This is a genomic window from Streptomyces sp. NPDC023838 (assembly GCF_040639555.1).
Lineage (GTDB): Bacteria > Actinomycetota > Actinomycetes > Streptomycetales > Streptomycetaceae > Streptomyces.
Genome location: NZ_JBFAAD010000003.1, coordinates 171,766 through 197,626 on the forward strand (window position 1 = coordinate 171,766; position 25,861 = coordinate 197,626).

Here is a 25,861-nt window from a genome sequence, read left to right on the forward strand (position 1 = left end):
ATGACCGACCAGGTCAACGAGATCAACCAGGGCACCGACGCCAGCGGCGCGCCCGTCGACATGACCCGTCGGCGTCTGCTCGGCACGGTGGGAGCGGCGGGCGCGGCCGGTGTCGCGCTCGGCGCGACGGGCGGCGCGCTCATCCACGCCGCCGTCCAGTCGGACGACTCGGGGGCCACCGAGCTGTCCTCGGTCGGCTCCGCCGAGGTCCCGTTTCACGTGAAACACCAAGCGGGGATCTCCACTCCGGTTCAGGCCTGCGGCCATCTGATCGCCTTCGACCTCGCACCCGGCGCCGGGCGCAAGGAGGCCGCGGCGCTGCTGCGGCGCTGGTCGGCGACGGCGAAGGCGCTGATGGCGGGCGAGCCGACGGGCGCGGACACCGGGGTCGCGCTGGACGCGGGCCCCTCCTCGCTCACCGTCACCTTCGGCTTCGGCCGCACCTTCTTCGACCGTACGGGCCTGGTGGCACAGCGCCCGGCCGAGCTGGAACCGCTGCCGGACTTCTCCTCGGACCGGCTGGACCCCAAGCGCTCCAACGGCGATCTGTGGGTGCAGATCGGCGCGGACGACGCCCTGGTGGCCTTCCACGCGCTGCGCGCGCTCCAGAAGGACGCGGGCGCGGCGGCCCGGGTGCGCTGGCAGATGAACGGCTTCAACCGGACGCCCGGCGCCACCAGGAAGCCGATGACGGCCCGCAATCTGATGGGCCAGATCGACGGCACCAACAACCCGAAGCCCGCCGACCCCGACTTCGAGAAGCGGATCTTCGTCCCGGACAGCGGCAAGCCGGCGTGGATGGCGAACGGCTCGTACGCGGTGGTGCGCCGGATCAGGATGCTGCTCGACGACTGGGAGAAGGTGCCGCTCGCCCAGCAGGAGCAGGTGATCGGCCGCAAGAAGTCGAACGGCGCCCCTCTTTCGGGGGGTACGGAGACCACCGCGATGCAGCTCGACAAGTTCGGCCCGGACGGCAAGCTCGTCATCCCGGACAACGCGCACGCCCGGATCTCCGCACCCGAGAAGAACGGCGGCGCGGCGATGCTGCGGCGCGCCTTCTCGTACCACGACGGGATCTCCGCGGACGGGGTGCCGGACGCGGGCCTGCTCTTCGTCGCCTGGCAGGCGGATCCGCTGCGGGGCTTCGTGCCCGTACAGCGCAAGCTCGACCGGGGCGACGCGCTGTCGGCGTTCATCCGGCACGAGTCGAGCGGCCTGTTCGCGGTGCCCGGCGGCCCGCGCGCGGGCGAGTACGTGGGTCAGCTGCTGCTGGAGTCCTGAGTCGTGGCGGGGCTCGGTGAGGCATGGCGGGTGGGGCCCGGTGAGGCATGACGGGGTGGAGCCCGGTGAGGCATGACGGGGTGGGGCCCGGCCGACGGCCCCGGCCGGTCGAGACAGCCCTCGCCCGTGACGGCAGGCCATTAGGGTGACGAGTATGTCCGCCACGCGATACACCTATCTGGGTCCCGAAGGCACCTTCACCGAGGCCGCCCTGCGCACGCTGCCGGAGGCGGCGACCCGTGAGCTGGTGCCGATGGTGTCCGTGCCCGCCGCGCTCGACGCGGTACGCAACGGGGAGGCCGCGGCCGCGCTCGTGCCCATCGAGAACTCGGTGGAGGGCGGGGTCACCGCGACCCTGGACGAGCTGGCCTCCGGCGAGCCGCTGATGATCTACCGCGAGGTGCTGCTGCCGATCGCCTTCGCGCTGCTCGTGCGGCCGGGGACGAAGCTGTCGGACATCAAGACGGTGACCGGGCACCCGGTGGCCCAGCCGCAGGTGCGCAACTGGCTGCGCGCGCATCTGCCCGAGGCGCTGTGGGAGTCGGCCGCGTCCAACGCGGACGGCGCCCGGCTGGTCCAGGAGGGCCGGTTCGACGCGGCGTTCGCGGGCGAGTTCGCGGCGGCGACGTACGGCCTGGTTCCCCTGGTCACCGAGATCCACGACGCGGAGAACGCGGAGACGCGGTTCGTCCTGGTGGGCCGCCCGGCCCGGCCGGCCGCGCCGACCGGGGCGGACAAGACGTCCGTGGTGATCTGGCTGGGCGACGACCGCCCCGGCGCGCTGCTCGAACTGCTCCAGGAGTTCGCCGTACGCGGGGTCAACCTGATGCTCATCCAGTCCCGGCCGACGGGGGCGGGCATCGGCAACTACTGCTTCGCGGTGGACGCCGAGGGCCACATCTCCGACCGGCGCGTCGGCGAGGCCCTGATGGGGCTGAAGCGGATCTGCCCGAAGGTGCGCTTCCTCGGCTCGTACCCGCGCGCGGGTGTGACGGCCGACGAGGTGCGGACGGCGCGGCCGGGCACCTCGGACGCGGAGTTCGTGGCGGCGGCGGAGTGGCTGGCGCGCAGCCAGGACGGCCGGGCCTGAGCGCGTTTTCCACCAGCCGTATCCGCAGTCCTACCTGCTGATTTTCGCTGTCCACAAAGTTATCCACAGACTCTCTTCTCGACCTGTGGGTAAGTCGACAACGCAACCGGACACAGTCGACAAATCCCTCTAGTGACGACTCATCCGTCCACAGAAGATCAGGGCGGGCGATGTCACCTCAATTCCATTGATCAACTCTTTAGAGCGAGCAATTCCCACCCGAATGAGTGCGTGGAAGAGGATCGAACGGGGAATCCTTGGCCGCGCACGCGGCTTTGGAGGGGATCTTCCACTCGGTCCACAGCGACTCCCCACACCCTGTGGATAACTTTTCCGACCTGGGCGCTTCTGTGGACAAGCCCCTTGGGGCGCAAGGGATTCCGGTCAACCGAAGTCCGGAAAGCACCCCTTTTCAGGGAAAAGGGCGGGCTTTATTGACGCCCGCCCCGGAATTTCTCCACCACATTTCTCAATACGGTCAATTCGGGCAAACCGACACGCGGAACGGGCGTGGCGGAGATATCCGGTGGGGTGCCAGGGATCCGCACCGGTAGCCTGGAGGGGTGATTGACCTTCGCCTGCTCCGTGAGGACCCCGACCGTGTTCGCGCCTCCCAGCGCGCCCGTGGAGAGGACGTCGCGCTCGTCGACGCCCTGCTCTCAGCCGACGAGCGGCGCAGGTCGTCCGGCGTCCGCTTCGACGAGCTGCGCTCCGAGCAGAAGGCGCTCGGCAAGCTCATCCCCAAGGCCTCGCCCGAGGAGCGCGCCGAGCTCCTGCAGAAGGCCGAGCAGCTCAAGGCCGACGTCAAGAGCGCCGAGGCCGAGCAGAACGAGGCGGACGAGGCGGCCAAGCACCTCCTGCTCCAGCTCGGCAACATCGTCCACGAGGACGTGCCGGTCGGCGGCGAGGAGGACTTCGTCGTCCTGGAGACGCACGGCGCCATCCGCGACTTCGCGGCCGAGGGCTTCGAGCCCAAGGACCACCTGGAGCTCGGCGAGGCGCTGGGCGCCATCGACGTCGAGCGCGGCGCCAAGGTCTCCGGCTCGCGCTTCTACTACCTGACGGGTGTCGGCGCGCTCCTGGAGCTCGCCCTCGTCAACGCGGCGATCGCGCAGGCCACCGAGGCCGGCTTCATCCCGATGCTCACCCCGGCGCTGGTCCGCCCGCGCGCCATGGAGGGCACCGGCTTCCTCGGCCAGGCCGCGGAGAACGTGTACCACCTGGAGAAGGACGACTACTACCTGGTCGGCACCTCCGAGGTCCCGCTCGCCGCGTACCACATGGACGAGATCATCGACGCGGAGAAGCTGCCGCTGCGCTACGCGGGCTTCTCGCCGTGCTTCCGCCGCGAGGCCGGTACGTACGGCAAGGACACCCGGGGCATCTTCCGGGTCCACCAGTTCGACAAGGTCGAGATGTTCTCGTACGTCCACCCGGACGACGCCGAGAACGAGCACAAGCGGCTCCTGGACTGGGAGAAGCAGTGGCTGACCGGCCTCGAACTGCCCTTCCAGGTGATCGATGTCGCCACCGGTGACCTGGGCGCCTCGGCCTCGCGCAAGTACGACTGCGAGGCGTGGATCCCCACCCAGGGCAAGTACCGCGAGCTGACCTCGGCCTCCAACTGCGACGGCTTCCAGGCGCGCCGGCTGTCCGTGCGGATGCGCGACAACAGCGAGGGCAAGAGCAAGGTCCAGCCGCTGGCGACGCTGAACGGCACGCTCTGCGCGGTGCCGCGCACCATCGTGGCGATCCTGGAGAACCACCAGCAGGCCGACGGCTCGGTGCGGGTCCCCGCCGTGCTCCGCCCGTACCTGGGCGGTCGCGAGGTGCTGGAGCCCATCGCCAAGTGAGCACCACCCCGGGGAAGCCGTTCCCGTACAAGCTGATCGCGACCGATCTGGACGGGACGCTGCTGCGCTCCGACGAGACCGTCTCGGAGCGCACCCGTGAAGCGCTCGCCGCGGCGACCGCGGCGGGCGCGGCCCACATCGTGGTGACCGGCCGCTCGGTGCCCTGGACCCGGCACATCCTCGACGACCTGGGGTACCAGGGTCTCGCGGTGTGCGGGCAGGGCGCGCAGGTCTACCACGCGGGCGAGCACCGGCTGCTCACCTCGGTGACGCTGGACCGCCAGCTGGCGGGGCTCGCGCTGTCGAAGATAGAGGCCGAGGTGGGCCCGCTGGCGCTGGCCGCGAGCCGGGACGGGCTGGACGGCGACGTGCTGGTCGGCCCCGGCTACCGGGTCCACGAGGGCTCGCTGCCGGTCGTCGCCTTCGACCAGGTCGCCGAGTTGTGGTCGGCGCCGCTGAACAAGGTCTACATCCAGCACCCGGAGCTCGGTGACGACGAACTGGCGCGGATCGCCCGTCAGGTCGTCGGCAGCCTGGTCGACGTGGTGATGGCGGGCGAGGGCGTGGTGGAGCTGCTTCCGCTGGGGCTGAGCAAGGCGACGGGGCTGTCGCTGGCCGCGCGCCGGCTCGGCTGCCGGAAGACGGACACGATCGCGTTCGGCGACATGCCCAACGACATCCCGATGTTCGGCTGGGCCGAGCACGGTGTGGCCATGGCCAACGCCCACGACGAGCTGAAGGCCGTCGCCCACGAGATCACGGCGTCCAACGAGGACGACGGGATCGCGGTGGTGCTGGAGCAGTTGCTGGGCGCGTGAGCGCGATCGCGTGAGCTGTGATCGTGCGAGCTGCGATCGTGCGAGCTGCGATGTAAGGGGCGTCCACCATGGGTGGACGCCCCTTACCGATCCCGTACCCCGGGGTGACCCGCGCCGTAGCGCGCTCGAAGCGGTCAACCCTGGGGCCCTCAACCACTGTGCACCGCACGCCCGTTCGAAGCCACTGATTTACCCCTGGTCAGCGGCCAACATGCAAGCCCGATGCCCAGCGAGACGGCGTGCCCGATGTCCGTGAACGTGCCCCCGGTCAGCAGCGGCAGCCCGAAGAAGGCGACCACGCACGCGAGGTAGAGCCACCGCCACGGCTGCGGCAGCCGGTACACCAGCAGCCCCGCCGAAGCGGCGAGCCCGTAGCTGACCCCGATGTCCACGACGTGCGCCATCCGCCTGGGCACCTCGTGGTTCTGGATGCTCCACAGGACCACCTCCTGGCTGATCAGAGTCGCCGCGACATGCGCGCCGGCGACCGCGATCAGCCACCGTACGGTGCCGATCCAGCGCTCCACGGGCGCGTGGACGAGCTCGAAGAGCACGAAGTACCGCAGGAACGAGGACGGGTTCTCGATCCAGAAGGCGCTGGTGAACAGCGACTGGGCGGGGTGCCTGGTGAGCTCGTGGATGTTGCTGCTGTTGCGGTGCAGCAGATAGTGCCCAAGGCCCTGGCTGGACAGCTCGATGACGATGCTGGTGAGCGCGATGACCAGCAGCCAGATGTGCGTCCCGGGCGAGGAACGCACCCAGGCCCGCACCGGCCGGGCCGGCTCGGGAGTCCGGCGCGTGCCCGGACCGTGAAGCGTCGTCATCCCTCGATGATGACCCGAGCGGGGGCACGAGGCCGCCGCCCGGGTCCCGGGTGGGTGACGCCCTCCCGGCCGTCCGAGGTCACTCCTCCCCGGCCAGCTTCAGCGTCCGCAGCTTCTGGCCCGCGTACCAGGTCGCCAGGACCGTGACCGCCGTCAGCAGGACGACCGCGGCCGGCAGGCCGACGTCCGAGGTGATGAAGCCGTTCGTGCCGATCCGCTCGGCGAGGGCGAGCGACCACTGCTGGACGCTCAGCGTGCGCGCGCCCGGCACCAGGTTGCCGAACAGGCTCTCCCAGACCAGCGCGTAGACCAGGCCGAAGACCACCGCGTGCCGGGTGACCGTGCCGAGGAGCAGGAAGACCGCCGCGTACGCGATCGAGGCGACCAGGGCCGCGACCGTGTAGGCGATCGCGATCTGCTGCCCGTTGCCGTTGAGGATCATTCCGGCGATGAAGGTGGGGACGGCCGAGAAGGCCATGGTCACCGCGACCGCCACGATCAGTTTGGTGAAGATGATCGTCGGGCGTTTCACCGGCTTGGCCAGCAGATAGACGATCGAGCCGTCGTCGATCTCGGGCCCGATGGCTCCGGTGCCCGCGATGACGCCGATCAGCGGGACCATCGTGGCGAGCGCGAACCCGCCGAGCAGATTGGCCGCGACCTGGTCGTCGGCGCCGCTGAAGGAACGTACCGCCGCCGAGATGACGATCAGCAGCACCGGCAGTACGCAGAGGATGGCGGCCCGGCGGCGGCCGAGCAGGGCCCGGTAGGTGAGCCGGGCGACTGTGGGGTTGTACATGACGCTCACAGCTCCTTTCAGGCCGCTACGAGGTAGGAGAAGACGGATTCGAGCGACTCGTCGGATGGCGAGACCGTCAGCAGACGGATCCCGTGCGCCTTCGCGACCTGCGGGAGCAGTGTCGTGAACCGCCCGAAGTCGATCGCCTGGATGCGCAGTGCGCCCTCCTTGAGGTCGACCTCGATCCCGGCCGTCGAGGGGTCGGCGATCAGCGCGGCGGCGAGCGCGCGGTCGTCGCTGGAGCGGATCAGATAGCGGTGCGGGCGGTCGGTCATCAGCCGGCGGATCTTGCGGAAGTCGCCGCTCGCCGCGTGCCGCCCGGCCACGACCACCTCGATGTGCGCGGCGAGCTGCTCGACCTCTTCGAGGATGTGCGAGGAGAACAGGACGGTGCGGCCCTCGGCGCCCATCCGCCGCAGGAGGTCCATCAGCTGCATGCGCTGGCGCGGGTCCATGCCGTTGAACGGCTCGTCGAGCAGCAGCACCGAAGGGTCGTGGACCAGCGCGGACGCCATCTTCACGCGCTGGCGCATGCCCTTGCTGTACGTCTGGATCTTGCGGTCCTGCGCGTACTCCATCTCGACCGTGGCGAGCGCCCGCTGTGCCTCCTTGGCCCCGAGGCCGTGCAGCTCGGCGTTGGCGACGACGAACTCGCGGCCGGTCAGGAAGTCGTACATCGCCTCGCGCTCGGGGACGATGCCGATCTGCCGGTACACGTCCTCGTTGCGCCAGATGGGGCGCCCGTCGAGCGTCACGCTTCCCGTCGAGGGGGCGAGGAAACCACCCATCATGTTGATGAGCGTGGACTTTCCGGCGCCGTTCGGGCCGAGCAGTCCGGTCACTCCGGGGCCGATCGACATGGTGACGTCGTTGACGGCCACCACGTTGCCGAACCAGCGGGAGGTGTGGTCGATGTCGATGGTCGTCACAGCCCGACCTTCCGGTAGCGGCGCATCAGGACGGCGTACGAGCCGGCGATGAGCGCGAGGACGACGAGCAGATACACCGCGCCGGCTCCGGCGCCCGGTCCGGCCTGGCCCGGGAAGGCCGAGGTCGCGCCGAGGAAGGCGGTCTGCACCCCGTCGATCAGCGTGATGGGGGAGAAGAGCCCGAGCCACTGGATGACCCCGGCGGACTGCTGGTCGAAGGCGACGCCCTGGACCGCGGAGACCGCCCCGTAGGAGATCGTCAGCACCGCGATGACGGCCGCGACTCCGAAGCCGCGGCGCGGGGTGAGGGCCGAGACCACCAGGCCGATGCCGGCGAACAGGAGGGAGAGCAGTGCCACGGAGACCAGTCCCTGTGCGAACCCCTTGGTCTGGTCCGCGAAGTCGAGTTTGGCGAGCAGCGCGCCGGCGTACAGGACGACGAGCGGCGCCGCGGTGAGGATGAAGAGCGCCGAGGCCATCGCCGCGTACTTGGCGAGGACGTAGTCCACGCGCTCGATGGGCCGCGAGAAGTACAGCGGCACGGTACGGAAGCGCAGGTCGCGCGAGACGGTCTGGGGGGCCTGGGCCGCGATGAAGAGACCGATGACGGCCTGCATCAGGACCGCGTTGCGCGTGTAGTCCACCGGCAGGTCGTTGGCCTTGGTGGCGACGGCGACCGCGACCATGATGGCCGCGGGCAGGCACATCACCGCGAAGAGCAGCATCGGCAGCACCTTGGACTTGGCGCTGCGGCCCAGTCCGTACGCCCCGCGCAGCGACTGTGAGAAGAGCGAGCGCCGTGCGTACGCCCGGCCCAGGCGCGGGCCGTCGTAGTCCCGGTAGCCGATGTTGTGGATCTGGGTCTGGGCGATCTGGTTCTGTGTCATGCGAGTCCCTGTGGCCTCAGCTGCCATGGCTGCCGCCTCCGTTCTGCTGTGCGGCGGCGGTTGCTCCCGCGGCCGGAGGCCGCTGCTCGGACACCGCGGCCTCGACGCGCTCGGAGACCGGCTCCTGGCCCTGCGCCGGGGTCTTGAAGACCTCCGCGATGTGGTGGCGGCGCTGCTCCATCCGTACGAGCCCGAGGCCGAGCCCGGCGACGGTGTCGCGCACCACGTCATACGTCTCCTCGCCCGCCGCCTCCACGAGCAGGATGTGCCCGGCGCCCGGCAGCCCTTCCTCCACGCCCGCGTGGAGCGTGATGCCGGCCGCGGCGAGCGCGCCGCGCACGGCTTCGGTGCCGTCCGGGTGCGCGTCGGAGTCGGTGACCTCGACCGCGAGCGTGGTGGTGGTCTGGGTGAAGTCGCTGGTGGAGCTGGACCGCAACAGCTTGCCGCCGTCGATGACCACTACGTGGTCACAGGTGCGCTCCAGCTCGCCCAACAGGTGCGAGGTGACCAGGACGGAGATGCCGAAGTCGGTGTGGATGCGGCGGATCAGGCCGAGCATCTCGTCCCGGCCGACCGGGTCGAGCCCGTTGGTCGGCTCGTCGAGCAGGACCAGCTGGGGGTCGTGGACGAGCGCCTGTGCGAGCTTGACGCGCTGCTTCATACCCGTCGAGTAGCCGCCGATCGGCCGGTACCGCTCCTCGTAGAGGCCTACGTGGCGCAGGGTGTCGGCGGTGCGCTCGCGGGCGGCGGTCACCGGGAGGCCCGACATGCGCGCCATGTGCACGACGAACTCGGTGGCCGAGACGTCGGGCGGCAGGCAGTCGTGCTCCGGCATGTAGCCGACGCGTTCGCGGATCGCGCCGCCGCTGGTGGCGACGTCGAGGCCGAGCACCGCGGCGGTGCCCTCCGTGGCCGGGGAGAGGCCGAGGAGGATCTTGATCAACGTCGACTTGCCGGCTCCGTTGGCACCCACCAGGCCGGTCACACCGGGCCCGATGTCCAAGGAGAGCCGGTCAAGCGCGGTCACCCGGGGGAACCGCTTGCTCAGGCTTTCGGTCGCGATCACATTCACACTTCGACGGTAGTGGCGCAGGCCACATCGATCGTCAGACCAGGCGGCTGGATCCGTGTCCGACTCCAGAGGTACGGACCCGCAGAGGACCCCTACGGAAGACTGACGGGACCCTGAGAAACGCCCACCGAAGGGGCATCGGGTTGTCCACAACGCGGTCGCCGTCCACAGGCGGGCGCGGAACCCTTGACGTAGCCGCCGGGCATTGTCACATTCATCAGTGTCAAGTTACGCACGCGTACGACGACAGGGGTGTGGGCGCGATGCCAACGGCGGTCAAGACCGAACTCGACGCACGGCTCAGCGGGTTCAGGGAGGTGCAGCGGCTCGCCTACGAGTGCGCTGAGGCCGTCGCGGCCCAGCTCAAGCCGGGCGTGACGGAGCGCGAGGCGGCCCGCATGCAGCGGGAGTGGCTGCGCGAGCGGGGCGTGCGGGACTGGTTCCACCTGCCGTTCGCCTGGTTCGGGGACCGCACGGCGTTCGTGAACTTCCGCATCCCGCTCCAGTTCTTCCCCACCAACCGGAGGCTGGAGGCGGGGATGCCGTTCATCCTCGACACGGCCCCGGTCTACAAGGGCTTCACGGCGGACATCGGCTACTCGGGCTGTCTCGGCCTCAACCCCGTGCACGACCGGCTCCTCGCGGATCTGGAGGCGCACCGCGAGCTGATCCTGCGCGAGGTCCGCGCGCTGCGGCCGCTGCGCGAGATCTACGAGGACGTGGACCGCCTCATGGTCCGCCAGGGCTACGCCAACAGGCACCGTGCGTACCCGTTCGGCGTGGTCGCCCACAAGGTCGACCAGGTCAAGGAGCGCCGCTGGTCGCCGAACGTCTTCGGGTTCGGCACCCAGTCCCTCAAGGGCCTGGCGAGCGACGCGCTGCACGGCCACCGCGACGGCTGGTCGCCGCTGTGGAGCCCCTACAAGTTCTCCGACCACCCGCCCCGGCCGGGGCTGTGGGCGGTCGAGCCGCACCTCGGCTTCCGGGGTACGGGCGCGAAGTTCGAGGAGATCCTGGTCGTCACCGACTCCAAGGACCCCGAGCAGAGCGCGTTCTGGCTGGACGACGATCTGCCGCATGTGCGGCGCTGGGCCGAGGAGAAGGCGGCGTGAGCGTGGGAGACCGGGCGGGCAACGGCATGGAGGGCGCGCGCGAGCGCTGGGTGCGCACGGGAGGGATCGAGCTCTGCGTCGCCGAACTCGGCGACGCGGAGCAGCCGACCGTGGTGCTCGTGCACGGCTATCCGGACAGCAAGGAGGTCTGGTCGGAGGTCGCCGTCCGGCTGGCCGAGCGCTTCCACGTCGTGCTGTACGACGTACGGGGCCACGGCCGCTCCACCGCCCCGGCCCCGCTGCGCGGCGGCTTCACCCTGGAGAAGCTGACCGACGACTTCCTGGCGGTCGTCGACGCGGTGAGCCCGGACAGGCCGGTGCACCTGGTCGGCCACGACTGGGGGTCCGTCCAGGCCTGGGAGTTCGTGACCGTCAAGCGCACCGAGGGCCGGATCGCCTCCTTCACCTCGATGTCCGGTCCGTCCCTGGACCACTTCGGGCACTGGATCAAGAGCCGAATGACCCGCCCGACCCCCCGCCGGGTGGGCCAGCTGCTCGGCCAGGGCGCCAAATCCTGGTACGTGTACATGCTGCACACCCCCGTGCTGCCCGAGCTCGCCTGGCGCGGCCCGCTCGGCAAGCGGTGGCCGAAGATCCTGGAACGGGTGGAGAAGGTCCCCTCCGGCGACTACCCCACCTCCTCCCTGCCCCAGGACGCGGCGCACGGCGCCTGGCTCTACCGGGACAACGTCCGGGCCCGGCTGCGCCGCCCGCGCGCCGACGCGTACGCGCACGTACCGGTGCAGCTGATCACGCCGACCGGCGACGCGTTCCTCTCCGAGCGGCTCTACGACGAACTGGAGCTGTGGGCACCCCAGCTGGTCCGCCGCACGCTGCCCGCCAAGCACTGGGTCCCGCGCACCCGCCCCGACCGGCTGGCCGCTTGGATCACCGAGTTCATCACCGCCAACGAGGACGGCGTCTCGGCCAGGGACGCCGTGGCCACCGGCCCGTACGCGGACCGCTTCGGCGGCCAGCTGGTCCTGGTCACCGGCGCGGCCAGCGGCATCGGCCGGGCCACCGCCTTCGCGTTCGCGGAGGCCGGGGCGCGGATCGTCGCCGTGGACCGGGACGCCGAGGGAGCCGCCCGGACCGCCGACCTGTCCCGGCTCATCGGCGCCCCCGAAGCCTGGGCCGAGACGGTCGACGTGAGCGACGAGCAGGCGATGGAGAAGCTCGCCGAGAAGGTCGCCGCCGAGTACGGCATCGTCGACGTCCTGGTGAACAACGCCGGGATCGGCCTCTCCGGGTCGTTCTTCGACACCACCACCGAGGACTGGAAGAAGGTCCTCGACGTCAACCTGTGGGGCGTCATCCACGGCTGCCGCATCTTCGGCAAGCAGATGACCGAGCGCGGCCAGGGCGGCCACATCGTCAACACCGCATCGGCCGCCGCCTACCAGCCCTCCAAGGCGCTGCCCGCGTACTCCACCACCAAGGCGGCGGTGCTGATGCTCAGCGAGTGCCTGCGCGCCGAACTTGCCGGGCAGGGGATCGGTGTCAGCGCCATCTGCCCCGGCTTCGTCAACACCAACATCACCTCCACCGCCCGCTTCGCCGGGGTCGACGAGACCGAGGAGAAGCGCCGCCAGAAGAAGTCCGCCCGGCTGTACGGCCTGCGCAACTACCCGCCGGAGAAGGTCGCCACGGCGATCTTGCGCGCCGTGGTGAAGAACCAGGCCGTGGTGCCGGTGACGCCCGAGGCCCGCGGCGCCCACCTCATGTCCCGCTTCACGCCCCGCACCCTGCGCGCGATCGCCCGATTGGAGCCGCCGCTGTGAGCACGGAGCACCTGGACGGCGCGAGCCCGGACCATTACCGGATCACCCCGCGGCGGGTCTCGTTCGACTGGCACGAGACCCCTCTGCACTGGATACCGGACGAGCCCACCGCCACCCATGTCATCAACGTGCTGCACCTCCTCCTCCCGGCGGGCGAGCGGTGGTTCGTGAAGGTCTTCAAGGAAGCCCTCCCCCTGGTCACCGACCCGGTATTGCTCAAGGACGTCAAGGGCTTCATGGGCCAGGAGGCCACCCACAGCGTCCAGCACGCCTACGTCCTCGACCACCTCGCCGAGCAGCGCCTCGACACCGCCGCCTACACCCGCCACGTCGACTTCCTCTTCGACAAACTCCTCGGCGAGCACCCTCCGTTCGGCACGCCGATACCGACCCAGGAGTGGCTGCGCTTCCGCCTCTCGCTGATCGCCGCGATCGAACAGTTCACCGCGGTCCTGGGGGACTGGGTGCTGCACGCCGAGGCCCTCGACCGGGCCGGCTCGGACCCGGTCATGCTCGACCTGCTGCGCTGGCACGGCGCCGAAGAGGTCGAACACCGCGCGGTCGCCTTCGACATGTACCAGCACTGCGGCGGCGAGGGCCTTCCCCGCTACGCCCGCCGGGTGGAGGGCATGGTCGTGGTCGCCCCGGTGCTGCTCTGGCTGTGGGCGTGGGGTACCTCCTATCTGATCCGTCACGACCCCCAGCTAGCCGGTCGGCTGCGCTACTCACTGCGCGAGCACAACCGGGCGGTGCGGCGCGGGCTGCTGCCCAGCTGGAAGGAGCTCGGCGCGGCCATACCCCGCTACTTCCGCCGGTCGTACCATCCCTCGCAGGAGGGCTCCCTGCGCAAGGCCGTCGAATATCTCGCGACCTCGCCGGCGGCCCGTGTGGCAGCGGGTGCGGTGGGCCGCGCCGCCCTGGGGTAGAGGGAGACGGGTTTGTCCGGGCAGCCAGCAACACAGTCATCGGCGGCGCCAGGTGCGTCGGCGGCGCCGGCTCACGCCCCGGTGCCGTCCGCCGTACCGGCCCAGTCAGCGGCCCAGGCAGCGGCCCGGGAAACACTCCAGCCTCCGGTCCAGGCACCGGCTCAGCCGACCTCCCAATCGGCGCCCCAGCCGACGCCCCAGTCACCGGCTCAACAGGCACCCCAGCAGCCGGTCCAGCCCGCGCTGCAGCAGGCGGCGTCACACTCCCTCCCCTCCTCCTCCTGCGAGTACCGCATCGAGGACCTGGCCCATGCGAGCGGCGCCACGGTCCGGACGATCCGCGCCTATCAGGACCGCGGCCTGCTGCCCAGGCCCGAGCGCCGCGGCCGGTCCAATGTGTACGGCGAGACCCATCTGGCCCGGTTGCGCCAGATCGCCGATCTGCTGGACCGCGGTTACACCCTGGCCTCCATCAAGGAACTCCTGGAGGCTTGGGACGCGGGACGGGGCCTCGGCGGTGTCCTCGGCCTGGTCGCCGAGGTCAACGGGCCCTGGACCGACGAGCAGGCTGCCCGGATCTCCCGGGACGATCTCGACGCCACCTTCGGCGGTGAGCCCGACGACGAGGCCGTCGCCGACGCGATCGAGCTGGGCATCCTGGAACGCGTCCCCGGCAACGACCGCGAGTTCCTGGTCCCCAGCCCGCAGGAGCTGGCGGTCGCCGCCGAGCTGCACGCGGCCGGGGTTCCCCTCGACGCCATCTCCGGGCATCTGCGCGAGCTGCGCGGCCAGGTGGAGCACATCGCCGCCCGCTTCCTCGACTTCACCACCGAGCACGTCTTCGCCCGCTATCTGGGCCACCGCCCGCCCACCGACGCGGAGGCCGCCGAGGCCGCCGGTCTGGTGCGCCGGCTGCGCCCGCTCGCCCAACAGACCGTGGACGCCGAACTGGCCCGAGCCATGCGCCTGTTCGCCACCCGGCACCTCCAGCGCCATCTCGGCGCCACAGCCCAGGCCGCCCCGGCCGAGCCCGACTCCGGGCCGGTCACCCTGCCCGCGCACACGGTCCGGGCGGTGCAGGACCTGGTCGGTCCGGAGAACGTCGCCGCGTTCATCTCCGCCGCTGCCGAACGCGAGGTCCAGTCCCGTACGTTGGACGCTCTCTCGGCCCGCCCCTTGCCCACAACCCGCCCGTTGTCCACAGAATAGACACAGGCCCTGTGGATAACCGCACTTGTCTGTGGATCAAACCTAACTGACCGTCATTACTGCGTGATCGTGGTCACTTTGGCGGCCTGAGCGGCACGCCGGGCGCGCTCCGGGTACTTGGCGGTGAAGAGCGCGGGCAACGCGAACCCGGCGACCTGCACGGCTATCGCGGCGGCACTGCCCAGCGACTCGGCGTGGATGACGGCGAGCCCGACGGCGGTGACGGTGAAGGCAGCGGCCCAGGCGGCGGTCAGCACCACGTTGATGCGGAGGAACACCGGGTTGTTCCACACCTCGCGCGGCGCCTGCCGCTTGGCTATCCCGGTGGTGAAGGGCCGCCGGACGGCCAGCGTCGCCCAGGCGGTGAGGGCCAGCCAGCCGGTGGCCAGCACCCCGCCGTACTCCCGCAGACCACTGTCCGGCGCCGCGAAGGCCACCACGCTCAGTACGGCGAAGAAGGCTATGGTCGACTGCTCCAGAATCAGCGAGTCGGCCGCCGCACCGCGCTTGCGGTCGACGGAGAACAACCACGCTCCCACGGCGAGCGCGGCGACCGCGCCCCACTGCCAGTGCTCGCTGCCGACAGCGGCGAAGACGATCCACGGGATGAATCCGCGCAGGTAGTTCATGGGAGTCCCCCTTCATCGGGCTCTCGCCCGCTCCACATTCCAACTTCGACATGTCAAAAGTAGAGGTTCCTGTGTTGACGTGTCAAGAGTGGAATGTAAAGTGGGGTCATGAGCCTTCGTCACGCGGTCCTGGGGCTGCTGGCCGAACGTCCGGCCAGCGGCTACGACCTGATGAAACTGTTCGAGACCTCGCTCTCCCACGTCTGGTCGGCGACCCAGAGCCAGGTCTACGGCGAGTTGGGCAAGCTGGCCGACTCCGGCCTGGTCGAGGTGTCCGCCGAGGGCCCCCGGGGCCGCAAGGAGTACGCCATCACCGACCCGGGCCGGGCCGAGCTGCGCCACTGGCTCACCGAGACCGAGCCGTCCCGCACCCGCCGCAGCGACTCCCTGCTGCGCGTCTTCTTCCTCGGCCTCCTCACACCGCTGGAGGCGCAGACGTACCTCCTGACCGAGGCCGAGCGCTCCGCCCGTCAGCTCGCCGGCCTCAAGGAGGCGGAGGCCGCGATCGAGTGGGACGACGACCCGCTCTCCGTCTACGGGCGCCTGGCCCTGGAGTACGGCAAGCGGCTCAGCGCGATGCACGAGGAGTGGGCCCACTGGGCGGCCCAACAGCTCAAGGCGTGACGCAAAGGGGAACCTTGCCCCCCAGGGGAAATTGGGGTGCCGGGACGGTCCCCGCCCGGCACCCTGGCGGCATGGCTGAAACACCGGACGACAGACGCACTGTGAAGGTGTCCAAGTACCTGTCGAAACACCTGCGCCACCAGCCCGAACGCATCGGGCTCACCCTCGACCCGCACGGCTGGGTCGAGATCGGCACCCTGCTGCGGGCGGCGGCCGCACACCGCTTCCCCATCACCCGCGCCGAGCTCGACCACGTCGTCGCCACCAACGACAAGCGGCGGTTCGCGATCGAGGGCGACCGGATCCGGGCCAGTCAGGGCCACACGGTCGCCGTCGACCTGGGCCTGCCGGCCGCCGAGCCGCCCGCGTACCTCTACCACGGCACCGTGGCCCGCAGCCTGGACGCGATCCGGTCCGAGGGGCTGCGGCCGATGGCCCGCCACCATGTGCACCTCTCCGCCGACCGCGAGACGGCGACCCGGGTAGGCGCCCGGCGCGGCCGCCCCGTCGTCCTGAGCGTGGACGCCGCGGCGATGCGGCGGGACGGCCATGTCTTCCACATCAGCGCGAACGGGGTGTGGCTCACCGACTCCGTACCGCCGAAGTACCTGCGCCTTCCCGAATGAGGGCCGGTTCCGAGTGAAGGCGGGCTCCGAGTGAAAGCGGGTTCTGGGTGAGGAGCGGTTCGGAGTGGGGCCGGCTCCGAGTGCGGCCCGGTCTCCGGCCGGTCGCCCTCCGGCTGAGATGATCGCCGGCATGGCACATCCGCGTCTGCCCAGCACCGAGAGCGCCGTCGCCGCGATCCGCGAGGTCGCCCGCGCGCACCACCTCGCCATGGAGGTCACCGACGACATAGGCGCCGACCGCTCCTCGCGCCGCACCTCGGCCGGGGCGTTCACCGTTCTGGATCCGGACGGCTCGCTTCCGCACGAGGCGTTCGTCGAGCTCGGCGGCTCGCCCGTCGTCACGGTGCAGCTCTTCGCGGAGGACGACGCGAAGATCACCGTCGACGGTGTGGAGTTCAACGACGTGCCGCGCGACGCGGTTCCCGCGTTCCTCCGCTCGGTCTACGGCGAACTGGCGTACGTGAAGGGCCGCTTCTTCCCGCCGGGGTGGTGGCTGGTAGTGCCTCTGCCCGGCGACGAGACGTACAAGGAACTCGTCCTCGGCGGCGCCCTCACGCCCTGGCTGAGCGGACGCGTACGCGCCAAGAGCTGAGCTGCGGACGCCGTACCGGCTCGGGGCGCGGGCAGACGGAAACGGGGACGGACGGGGGCGACACCGTCGCCCCGGCCCGCCGCGTCAACGCAGCTGTGCCAGCCCCTCCATGGCGATCTGCTCGAACACCTTCCGGTCGGCGGCGAAGCCCGAGTCCGGGATCGGCGCGTGCAGGACGATCTCTGTCACGCCGAGCTCGAAGTGCCTGCCCGCGAAGTCCACGAAGGAATCCAGCGACTCCAGCACCCGCCCCGGCTCCGGCGTGAAGCCGGTGAGCAGGATCTTGTCCAGTTCGTCCACATCACGGCCGATGTCGCCACAGGCCTCGCCGAGCTTCTTGATCTGTCCGCGGATCGCCTCGACCGACTGATCGGGTGTGCCCGTCTCGAAGAGCTTCGGGTCGCCCGTGGTCACCCACGCCTGCCCGTGCCGCGCCGCCAGTTTCAGCCCGCGCGGGCCGGTCGCCGCCACGGCGAACGGCAGCCGCGGCCGCTGCGCACAGCCGGGGATGTTGCGTGCCTCGACCGCCGAGTAGAACGTGCCCTCGAACGTCACCGCCTCCTCGGTCAGCAGACGGTCGAGCAGCGGCACGAACTCGGCGAACCGGTCGGCCCGCTCGCGCGGCGTCCACGCCTGCTGGCCCAGCGCGGTGGCGTCGAAGCCGTTGCCACCGGCCCCGATCCCGAGCGTGATCCGGCCGTTCGAGACGTCGTCGAGGGTTATCAGGTCCTTGGCGAGGGTCACCGGGTGTCTGAAGTTCGGCGAGGTGACCAGCGTGCCGAGCCGCATCCGCGAGGTGGCGGCGGCAGCGGCGGTCAGCGTCGGAACCGCGCCGAACCACGGCCCGTCGCGGAAGCTCCGCCAGGACAGGTGGTCGTAGGTGTACGCGGTGTGGAAGCCCAGCTCCTCGGCTCGCAGCCACTCGTCGCGACCGCCGTCGTGCCAGCGGCGTACCGGAAGAATCACAGTGCTCAGACGCATACCTACGACACTAACGGCTGCCTCTGACACTTCCGGCACCCGTCGTGGCCCCGGTTCCGGCGCCCACCGTGGCCCCGGGGTCGCACCGTGGCCCCTGGGGACCCGCTGACCTCGCCCGGGCGGCCCGGCCGCAGGGCAGGCAGCGCCAACACGTGCCAGCCGAACCCCCACACCTCATGCGCCCCCTGCGCCCCCTGCGCCCCGCACGCTCCGGCACACGTACTCACATGTGCGCTCCCCCGCACGCCCGTGCACCTGTGTACGGGAGAATGAGAGCTGTGACCTCAGCTACCGAGCCCCTCCCCGCCGAACACGCCGCCCCGGTCGTCCCCCGGCTCATCGCGACCGACCTGGACGGCACGCTGCTGCGCGACGACAAGTCCGTCTCGGAGCGTACGGTCGCGGCACTCGCGGCCGCCGAGGAGGCGGGCATCGAGGTCTTCTTCGTCACCGGCCGCCCGGCTCGCTGGATGGACGTCGTCAGTGACCACGTCCACGGCCACGGCCTGGCCATCTGCGGCAACGGCGCGGCTGTCGTCGATCTGCACGACGGCGACGGCGAGCATCGGTTCGTCAAGGTCCGCCCGCTGGAGCGCGCCGCCGCCCTGGAGGTCGTCGAGATCCTGCGCGCCACCGCCCCGGGCACGTCCTTCGCCATTGAGCAGACCGGCGGGCTCCACCACGAATCGAGCTATCCGCCGATGCTGATGGAGGCCGCCAGCAGCATCGCGCCCGTCGAGAAACTGCTGGCCGAAGATGCCCAGACGGTCGGTGAGCCCATCCTCAAGGTGCTCGCCCACCACCCCGAGCTCCCGCCCGACGACTTCCTCGCGCTCGCCCGCAAGGCCGTGGGGGCGCGTGCCGAGATCACCCGCTCCAGCCCGACCGCGCTCCTGGAGATCAGCGGCCCCGGCGTCTCCAAGGCCTCCACCCTCGAACTGTGCTGTGCCGAGCGCGGCATCACCCCCGCCGAGGTCGTCGCCTTCGGCGACATGCCCAACGACCTCGAGATGCTCACCTGGGCGGGCACCTCGTACGCCATGGGCAACGCCCACCCGGACGTCGTGGCCGCCGCCTCGGGTCACACGGTCGCCAACAACGACGACGGCGTGGCGGTCGTCATCGAGCGGATCCTCGCCTCCCTCTGAGCCGTACTCCCACAGCACCGCGCGCGTCCGCAGCGGACACGCGTCGCCACCGGCCCGGCGGCGTCACGACCCGTCGGGTTCCGGCTCGGCGGCGTTGGCGCGCAGTGCCACCCCACGCTCGCTCAGCCATCGCACCGGATCGACCGCCGAGCCCATCTCCGGGGTGAGCCGGATCTCGAAGTGAAGGTGCGGTCCGGTCGAGTTGCCGGTGGTGCCGGCCTGCCCGATCCACTGGCCGGTGCTCACCTGCTCGCCCTGGTCCACGGTGACCGCCGCCAGATGCGCGTACTGCGAGTAGTAGCCGCCCGGGTGTCCGACGACGATCTCGATCCCGAAGCCGCCGCCGCACGAGACGGAGACGACCCGGCCCGCGCCGACCGCCCGTACGGGCGTCCCGATGGCCACCGCGAAGTCCTGGCCGGTATGGCGCTGGGCCCAGCGCTCGCCCGCGCTGTCGAAGCCGGCCGACAGCCGGTACGTCTCCACGGGCGCCGTCCACGCACGCGCGGGACGTGTACCCGGCGGCTCCTCAAGGCGTACGGCCCCACGGCACTGGCCCGCCGCCACGCTCCGGTTGGCCTCGCCCTGGAGCTCCCAGCGCGCCTCCTCCAAGCGCGCGGCGATGGACTTCTTGATGTGTTCGAGCTGGTCCCTGCGGTCCGCGAGGTTACGCCAGGCGTCCTGTGCCCGCCGCTGGGCCGCCGTGAGCCGCCCTGCCGCATGGCGCGTCTTCCCGTAGAGCCGGTTCACAGCCATGTCGGCCTGCCAGGCAAGCCGCTGACCGCGCATCAGCTCCTCCGGGTCGTCGGCGAGCAGCAGTTGTGCGGTGTACGCGATGCTCCCGCCGGTCCGGTACTGCGCGCGGGCCACCCGGCCCATGTCGTCATGGAGCCGTACGAGATCGTGCCGCCTGTCAGCGAGGAGCCGGTCGAGCCACTCCGCCTTCGCCCGCTGGGCCTCGGCCGCGCGTCTGCCCTGCTCATACGCGGTGGTCGCATGGGCGGCGTCCAGATACAGCCGAGCCACCGCAAGGCTCGTCCGGGGCACATTGGGGTCGTCGGCGGCCGTGGCGGCGGGACCGAGCGGTCCGGCGAGGACGCACAGGACCAGCGTGAGGGCCCTGCACAGGTGTCCGAGGCGCATGCCCGGATCGTCGCGCGGCCGGAGCATGTTTCACGTGAAACACACCTCTCGGCCGGGGGCCGCTCCCCCCAAGTGGCCTACAGATACGGGATCGAGGCGGGCCGCGCCACTCTCGGCAGTCGGGATTCCTCCGTCTTCCGGCCTGCCCCTACAGCGGAGCCTCCCACACCACCGTCGTCCCGCCGCCGTCCTCCCCGGTCCCGGGCCCGTACGTACTGGCTCCGCCCAGCGCCTCCGCGCGTCGTCGCAGGTTGCGCAGCCCGCTGCGGCGGCCGCCCTCGGGGATGCCGATTCCGTTGTCCGCGACGGTGAGCCGTACGCCCTGGCTCCCGTCCGGGAGCTGGACGGTGGCGTCCACGACGACCTCGATACGGGAGGCCTCGGCGTGCCGGAAGGCGTTGGACAGGGCTTCGCGCAGGGCCGCGATGAGGTTCTTGCCGGTCAGCTCGCCGACCAGCGCATCGACCGGGCCGACAAAGCGGTGCGCGGGCTTGAAGCCGAGCGGCACCGCCGCCATGTTGATCTCCCGCAGCACCCGGGTGCGCAGCCCGGACGGCGCTTCGGCCGGCTCCTGCTGGAGCGCGAAGATCGCCGTACGGATCTCCTGGATGGTCACGTCCAGCTCGTCGACGGCCTTGCCGACGCCCCGCTGCACCTCGGGCACGACCGACTTGCGCTGGGCGCCCTCCAGCATCATCCCGGTGGCGAACAGCCGCTGAATGACCAGGTCATGAAGGTCGCGGGCGATCCGGTCGCGGTCCTCGTACACAACGAGCCGCTCCCGGTCCCGCTGCGCCTCCGCCATCATCAGCGCGAGCGCCGCCTGCGAGGCGAACTGGGTGGCCAGCGTCCGCTCCGCGTCGGTGAACGGGCGGCCTCCCCGGGCACGCGGGGTGGCGAGCGCGCCCAGCACCCGGCCGCCGCTGTGCAGCGGCAGCATCATGCTCGGCCCGTACCGCTCCGCGAGTTTGGTGATCATCCGGGCGTCGGTCGCCGCGTCGTCCATGAAGACCGCCTCGCCTTCCAGAAGTGTCGCGACGACCGGGCTCTCCGGCGGAATCACCACGCCCAGCGCCGAGCCGGGGTCGTCGGAGGAGACGGCGACGATCTCGAGGCCGCCCTCCTCGGCGGGCAGCAGCACGATTCCGGCGGCGGAGTCCGCGAGGTGGCGGGCCTGCTCGGCGACGACCTCCAGGGCGTCGTCCGCGTCGCCGCCCGAGAGCAGCGCCGTGGTGACCGCGACCGATCCATCGATCCACCGCTCGCGCTGGCGTGCCGCCTCGTACAGCCGGGCGTTGCCGATCGCGATCCCCGCCTCGGTGGCCAGCACCCGCACCATGTGCAGGTCGTAGTCGTTGAACTCGGCCCCGCCGCTCTTCTCCGTGAGGTACAGGTTCCCGAAGACCTCGCCCTGCACCCGGATGGGAACCCCGAGAAAGGTCCGCATCGGCGGGTGGTGCGCGGGAAATCCGGCCGAGCGCGGGTCGGCGGACAGGTTCCCCAGCCGCAGCGGTTCGGGGTGGTGGATCAGCGAGCCGAGCAGCCCGCGGTGGCCGTCCGGGCGTCGGCCGATGGCGGCCGCCTCCTCGAACGTGACGCCGTACGTCACGAAGTCCGAGAGCCCCGTGTCCGCCTCGTCGATGACCCCGATCGCCGCGTACCTGGCGTCGGCCAGCTCCGCGGCGGTCTCACAGATCCGGTCGAGCGTGGAGTGCAGTTCCAGGCCGGTACCGACGGAACGCATCGCCTCGAGCAGCTGCGGCACGCGCGCGGTGAGCTCGGTGGACAGACCCTGAAGGCTTCGGGTGGCCAGGGTCGCCGCTTCGAGCGCGTCGTGGTCCTTGGTGTCCTTGGTGTCCTTGGTGTCCTTGGTGTCCTGGAGGTCCTTCGGATCCGGCACTGACATGCCTTTGAGCCTAGTTAGTCCCCATTGGCGAGGAAAGTCGGGCCTGGCCCACGCCTCAGGCCGGCCGGGCCTCCTGGAGGAGATCGCTGTCGCGCTCGCGCTCCAGCATCCGCCGCAGCTCCCCGTCGACCAGGGCGAGCTCCTCGTACGCGCCCCGCTGCACCACCCGGCCCTCGGAGAGGACCACCACCTCGTCCACAGCGTCCAGGCCGCGCAGCCGGTGGGTGATCAGCACGGTCGTCCGGCCCTCGGTCGCCCTGAGCAGATCCGCCGTGAGCGCGTCGGCCGTCGCCAGGTCGAGGTGCTCGGCGGGCTCGTCCAGGACGAGCACCGGGAAGTCGGCCAGGAGCGCACGGGCCAGCGCGAGCCGCTGGCGCTGGCCGCCCGAGAGCCGGGCACCGTGCTCCCCGACGAGCGTGTCGAGGCCGTCGGGCAGACCGTCCACCCAGTCGAGCAGCCGGGCCTCCGCCAGTGCGTCGCGCATCGCGTCCTCGTCCGCGCCGGTGCGGGCCAGCCGCAGGTTCTCGCGCACCGAGCTGTCGAAGATGTGGGCGTCCTGGGCGCAGAGGCCGACGAGACGGCGGACGTCGTCGCCCGCGAGCTCCGCCGTGTCCTTCCCGCCGATCCGGTACGTGCCCTCGCGCGCGTCCAGGAAGCGCAGCAGCACCTGGGCGAGAGTGGTCTTGCCGGACCCGGAGGTCCCGACGACGGCGACGCGCCGGCCCGGGGCGAGCGTCAGCGAGAAGCCACTCAGCGCGTCCCTGCTCTGCCCGTCGTACCGGGCCGTCAGCCCGCGCACCTCCAGGGGGAAGGCCGACGCGGGCGCGGCGGCGGGGTGCTCCGGCTCCCTCACCGGGACGGGTGCGTCGAGCACCTCGTACACCCGCTCGGCGCTGCGCCTGACCCGCTGGCGCGCCTGTACGGCGAGGGGCAGGCCGTTGACGGCCTCGAAGGCGGCGAGCGGCACCAGCACCACGACGGCGAGCAGCACCCCGTCCAGGCGCCCGGCGGCGACCGCCCGCACCCCGACGAGAGCGGCGGCCGTCACGGTCAGTCCGCAGGTCAGGGCCGAGAGCCCGCCCCCGAGCGCGGTGGCGGCAGCCGCCCGCGACGCGATCCGCGTAAGCGCCGAGTCGGTGTCCTTCGCCTCCCGGGTGCGGCGGCCGAGCGCCCCCGCCACCGTCAACTCGCCCGTCCCGGTGAGCAGCTCGGCCACCCGAGCGGCCAGGAGGCCGCGCGCGGGCGCCAGTTGGCGCTCGGCCCGGCGTGCGCACGCCCCGCTGACCATTGGCACGGCCACTCCGGCGACCAGCAGCCCGATCGCGAGCACCGCTCCGGCCTCGGGCAGCAGCCAGGCGGTGAACCCGGCACTGGCCACCGAGACCACCACGGCCACGGCTGCGGGCAGTGCCCACCGCAGCCAGTAGTCCTGGAGCTGATCCACATCCGCGACCAGGCGGGACAGCAGGTCGCCGCGCCGGGTGGAGCGCAGCCCCGCCGGGGCGATCCGCTCCAGCCTGCGGTACACCGCGACGCGCACCTCGGCGAGCATCCGCAGCACCGCGTCGTGGGACACCAGCCGCTCGGCGTACCGGAACACGGCCCGCCCGATGCCAAACGCCCGGGTCGCCGTCACGGCCACCATCAGATACAGCACCGGCGGCTGCTCGGAAGCCCGCGAGATGAGCCACCCGGACACGCCCATGAGCCCCACGGCGCACCCGAGCGCCAATGCTCCGAGCACCAGCGCCAGGACGAGACGCCCGCGCAGCCCGCCTGCGGCCCCGCGCACCCGCGCGAGCACGTCCTGGGGCCCTGCCTTCCCGGCCGAGCCCAGGGCAGAGTCCGGCCTCGGTGCCGTTTCGGGCAGGTCAGAGCCCGGCCTCGGTGCCGACACGGGGAGGTCGCCGGGAGCCGACACTGGCGTACGCGGCGCGAGTCCCCGCACGGCGCCCCGGCCCCGCGCGCTGTCGGCGGTCCGCAGCTCCACCACCCGGTCCGCGACCGCGAGCAGGGCGGGGCGGTGGACCACCAGAAGTACCGTGCGGCCGGCCGACAGCCTCCGTACCGCGTCGACGATGCCCGCCTCGGTCGCCCCGTCCAGCGCCGCCGTCGGCTCGTCCAGCAGCAGGACCGGCCGGTCGGCGAGGAACGCCCGTGCCAGCGCGAGGCGTTGCCGCTGTCCGGCCGAGAGCCCGGCGCCGTCCTCCCCGAGCACCGTCCCCAGGCCGTCGGGCAGCGCGCTCACGAACTCCAGGGCGCCCGCGTCCCGCAGGGCTTCCCGTACCGCCGTGTCGTCGGCGTCCGGACGGGCGAGGCGTACGTTCTCCGCGATCGTCCCCGCGAACAGGTGCGGCCGCTGGGGCACCCAGGCGATCCGTTCGCGCCACTGCTCCAGCGAGAGCGCGCCCAGATCGGTGCCGGAGATCCGCACCCAGCCCTCGTCCGGCGCCACGAACCCCAGCACCGCGCCGAGAAGCGTCGACTTCCCGGCGCCGCTCGGTCCGGTCAGTGCCACCGTCTCGCCCGGCTCCACCGTCAGCGAGGCGGCAGCCAACGACGGTTCGCTGCGGCCCGGATGACGAACAGTCACCCTGTCCACTTCGATCCGTACAGGACCGGCCGGCACCACGCCCGTACCGCCCTCGGGCAGCGGGGTCTCCAGGACCTCGAAGATCTCCTCGGCGGCCGAGAGGCCCTCCGCCGCCGCGTGGTACTGCGCACCGACCTGCCGCAGCGGCAGATACGCCTCGGGGGCGAGGATCAGGATCACCAGTCCCGTGGAGAGGTCCAGATCGCCGTGGACCAGACGCATACCGACGCCGACGGCGACCAGCGCCACCGACAGCGTCGCCAGCAGCTCCAGTGCGAACGACGACAGGAACGCGATCCGCAAGGTCTTCAGCGTGGCTCGGCGGTACTCCGAGGTGATCGTCCGGATCGACTCGGCCTGCGCCTTGGCCCGGCCGAACACCTTGAGCGTCGGCAGTCCGGCGACCACGTCCAGAAAGTGTCCCGACAGCCGGGAGAGGAGCCGCCACTGGCGGTCCGTCTGCGCCTGGGTGGCCCAGCCGATCAGCGCCATGAAGAGCGGAATGAGCGGCAACGTCACGACGATGGTCGCCGCCGAGACCCAGTCCTCGGTGACGATCCTGGCGAGCACCGCCACGGGCACCACCACCGCGAGGCCCAGCTGCGGCAGATAGCGCGAGAAGTAGTCGTCGAGCGCGTCCACTCCCCGGGTGGCCAGCGCCACCAGTGAGCCGGTCCGCTGACCGCCGAGCCACTCGGGCCCCAGCAGCGCCGCCCGTTCGAGAAGCCGTCCCCGCAGCTCCGACTTGACCGCTGCGCTCGCCCGGTGGGCGGCCAGGTCGGTCAGCCAGGACACCAGCCCCCGCCCGACCGCGACCGCGCCGAGCAGGAGCAGGGGCGTCCGCAGCCCCGCGGCGCCGAGGTCGTCCTGGAACGCACCCACAACCACGTCGGCGATGAGCATCGCCTGCGCGACGACCAGCCCCGCCCCGACCAGGCCGAGGGCGACGACGGCCACGAGGAAGAGGCGGGTGGCCCGGGCGTATCGGAGCAGTCGCGGGTCGATCGGTTTCACGTGAAACATCCCCTCGAAGGGTCG

The 25,861-nt window shown here is 71.4% G+C and carries 22 protein-coding genes; 12 read left to right on the plus strand and 10 right to left on the minus strand.

The window, feature by feature from the left end; translation table 11 throughout:
- The 4 genes from efeB (at nucleotide 1) to AB0G17_RS05090 (ending at nucleotide 5,042) form a co-directional block, all read left to right on the plus strand.
- Nucleotides 1-1,281, plus strand: a complete 1,281-nt coding sequence (gene efeB, locus AB0G17_RS05075) for an iron uptake transporter deferrochelatase/peroxidase subunit (RefSeq protein WP_361376278.1) — start codon at nucleotides 1-3, stop codon at nucleotides 1,279-1,281.
- A gap of 154 nt (nucleotides 1,282-1,435) precedes the next feature.
- On the plus strand, nucleotides 1,436-2,371 hold the full coding sequence (gene pheA / locus AB0G17_RS05080) for a prephenate dehydratase (RefSeq protein WP_361375648.1): 936 nt from the start codon (nucleotides 1,436-1,438) through the stop codon (nucleotides 2,369-2,371).
- Nucleotides 2,372-2,934: 563 nt separating this feature from the next.
- On the plus strand, nucleotides 2,935-4,224 hold the full coding sequence (gene serS / locus AB0G17_RS05085) for a serine--tRNA ligase (protein WP_361375651.1): 1,290 nt from the start codon (nucleotides 2,935-2,937) through the stop codon (nucleotides 4,222-4,224).
- Complete coding sequence (locus tag AB0G17_RS05090; RefSeq protein ID WP_361375654.1) at nucleotides 4,221-5,042, plus strand: HAD family hydrolase; 822 nt, start codon at nucleotides 4,221-4,223, stop codon at nucleotides 5,040-5,042. Before serS ends, AB0G17_RS05090 begins: the two co-directional genes overlap by 4 nt.
- A gap of 149 nt (nucleotides 5,043-5,191) precedes the next feature.
- On the opposite strand, the gene AB0G17_RS05095 is transcribed toward AB0G17_RS05090, so the two are convergent.
- From AB0G17_RS05095 to AB0G17_RS05115, 5 genes are all read right to left on the minus strand, one after another.
- On the minus strand, nucleotides 5,192-5,866 hold the full coding sequence (locus tag AB0G17_RS05095; protein ID WP_361375657.1) for a rhomboid-like protein: 675 nt from the start codon (nucleotides 5,864-5,866) through the stop codon (nucleotides 5,192-5,194).
- Between the two features lie 79 nt (nucleotides 5,867-5,945).
- Entirely contained in the window at nucleotides 5,946-6,665 is a 720-nt protein-coding gene (locus tag AB0G17_RS05100; protein WP_361375660.1) for an ABC transporter permease, read from the minus strand.
- A 17-nt stretch (nucleotides 6,666-6,682) separates the two neighbouring features.
- Entirely contained in the window at nucleotides 6,683-7,594 is a 912-nt protein-coding gene (locus tag AB0G17_RS05105; RefSeq protein WP_361375663.1) for an ABC transporter ATP-binding protein, read from the minus strand.
- Entirely contained in the window at nucleotides 7,591-8,481 is an 891-nt protein-coding gene (locus AB0G17_RS05110) for an ABC transporter permease subunit (protein WP_361375666.1), read from the minus strand. Before AB0G17_RS05110 ends, AB0G17_RS05105 begins: the two co-directional genes overlap by 4 nt.
- Nucleotides 8,482-8,497: 16 nt before the next feature.
- Complete coding sequence (locus AB0G17_RS05115) at nucleotides 8,498-9,547, minus strand: ABC transporter ATP-binding protein (RefSeq protein WP_361376281.1); 1,050 nt, start codon at nucleotides 9,545-9,547, stop codon at nucleotides 8,498-8,500.
- A 269-nt stretch (nucleotides 9,548-9,816) separates the two neighbouring features.
- Between AB0G17_RS05115 and AB0G17_RS05120 the strand changes: the two genes are divergently transcribed.
- The 4 genes from AB0G17_RS05120 (at nucleotide 9,817) to AB0G17_RS05135 (ending at nucleotide 14,581) form a co-directional block, all read left to right on the plus strand.
- Nucleotides 9,817-10,665: a M24 family metallopeptidase gene (locus AB0G17_RS05120; RefSeq protein ID WP_361375670.1), complete on the plus strand. Its 849-nt coding sequence runs from the start codon at nucleotides 9,817-9,819 to the stop codon at nucleotides 10,663-10,665.
- Nucleotides 10,666-10,691: 26 nt separating this feature from the next.
- Complete coding sequence (locus tag AB0G17_RS05125) at nucleotides 10,692-12,446, plus strand: SDR family oxidoreductase (protein WP_361376284.1); 1,755 nt, start codon at nucleotides 10,692-10,694, stop codon at nucleotides 12,444-12,446.
- Nucleotides 12,443-13,372 carry a metal-dependent hydrolase gene (locus AB0G17_RS05130; RefSeq protein WP_361375673.1) on the plus strand — a complete coding sequence of 310 codons (930 nt, stop codon included), beginning with the start codon at nucleotides 12,443-12,445 and terminating at the stop codon, nucleotides 13,370-13,372. The genes AB0G17_RS05125 and AB0G17_RS05130 overlap by 4 nt, the downstream gene beginning before the upstream one ends.
- A 243-nt stretch (nucleotides 13,373-13,615) precedes the next feature.
- On the plus strand, nucleotides 13,616-14,581 hold the full coding sequence (locus AB0G17_RS05135) for a MerR family transcriptional regulator (protein WP_361376287.1): 966 nt from the start codon (nucleotides 13,616-13,618) through the stop codon (nucleotides 14,579-14,581).
- Between the two features lie 56 nt (nucleotides 14,582-14,637).
- On the opposite strand, the gene AB0G17_RS05140 is transcribed toward AB0G17_RS05135, so the two are convergent.
- The gene (locus AB0G17_RS05140) at nucleotides 14,638-15,210 is read right to left on the minus strand and encodes a hypothetical protein (RefSeq protein ID WP_361375676.1); all 573 of its coding nucleotides are present in this window, start codon (nucleotides 15,208-15,210) and stop codon (nucleotides 14,638-14,640) included.
- A 108-nt stretch (nucleotides 15,211-15,318) separates the two neighbouring features.
- On the opposite strand from AB0G17_RS05140, the gene AB0G17_RS05145 reads away from it, so the two are divergent.
- The 3 genes from AB0G17_RS05145 (at nucleotide 15,319) to AB0G17_RS05155 (ending at nucleotide 17,052) form a co-directional block, all read left to right on the plus strand.
- The gene (locus tag AB0G17_RS05145; RefSeq protein ID WP_361375679.1) at nucleotides 15,319-15,834 is read left to right on the plus strand and encodes a PadR family transcriptional regulator; all 516 of its coding nucleotides are present in this window, start codon (nucleotides 15,319-15,321) and stop codon (nucleotides 15,832-15,834) included.
- Nucleotides 15,835-15,905: 71 nt separating this feature from the next.
- Entirely contained in the window at nucleotides 15,906-16,460 is a 555-nt protein-coding gene (locus AB0G17_RS05150) for an RNA 2'-phosphotransferase (RefSeq protein WP_361375682.1), read from the plus strand.
- A gap of 130 nt (nucleotides 16,461-16,590) precedes the next feature.
- Nucleotides 16,591-17,052 carry a hypothetical protein gene (locus tag AB0G17_RS05155; RefSeq protein WP_361375685.1) on the plus strand — a complete coding sequence of 154 codons (462 nt, stop codon included), beginning with the start codon at nucleotides 16,591-16,593 and terminating at the stop codon, nucleotides 17,050-17,052.
- Nucleotides 17,053-17,136: 84 nt separating this feature from the next.
- Here AB0G17_RS05155 and AB0G17_RS05160 read toward each other — a convergent pair whose 3' ends face one another.
- Nucleotides 17,137-18,033 carry an LLM class flavin-dependent oxidoreductase gene (locus AB0G17_RS05160; protein WP_361375688.1) on the minus strand — a complete coding sequence of 299 codons (897 nt, stop codon included), beginning with the start codon at nucleotides 18,031-18,033 and terminating at the stop codon, nucleotides 17,137-17,139.
- A gap of 269 nt (nucleotides 18,034-18,302) precedes the next feature.
- On the opposite strand from AB0G17_RS05160, the gene AB0G17_RS05165 reads away from it, so the two are divergent.
- Entirely contained in the window at nucleotides 18,303-19,181 is an 879-nt protein-coding gene (locus AB0G17_RS05165) for a Cof-type HAD-IIB family hydrolase (RefSeq protein ID WP_361375691.1), read from the plus strand.
- Between the two features lie 63 nt (nucleotides 19,182-19,244).
- Here the strand turns inward: AB0G17_RS05165 and AB0G17_RS05170 are convergent, their stop codons facing one another.
- The 3 genes from AB0G17_RS05170 to cydD all read right to left on the minus strand — a co-directional run bounded on the left by AB0G17_RS05170 (nucleotide 19,245) and on the right by cydD (nucleotide 25,837).
- On the minus strand, nucleotides 19,245-20,324 hold the full coding sequence (locus tag AB0G17_RS05170; RefSeq protein ID WP_361375694.1) for a peptidoglycan DD-metalloendopeptidase family protein: 1,080 nt from the start codon (nucleotides 20,322-20,324) through the stop codon (nucleotides 19,245-19,247).
- Nucleotides 20,325-20,472: 148 nt separating this feature from the next.
- Nucleotides 20,473-22,230, minus strand: coding sequence for a GAF domain-containing protein (locus AB0G17_RS05175; RefSeq protein ID WP_361375697.1), 1,758 nt, complete (start codon nucleotides 22,228-22,230; stop codon nucleotides 20,473-20,475).
- 55 nt (nucleotides 22,231-22,285) lie between these two features.
- On the minus strand, nucleotides 22,286-25,837 hold the full coding sequence (gene cydD, locus AB0G17_RS05180; RefSeq protein ID WP_361375700.1) for a thiol reductant ABC exporter subunit CydD: 3,552 nt from the start codon (nucleotides 25,835-25,837) through the stop codon (nucleotides 22,286-22,288).
- Between the last annotated feature and the right edge of the window lie 24 nt (nucleotides 25,838-25,861).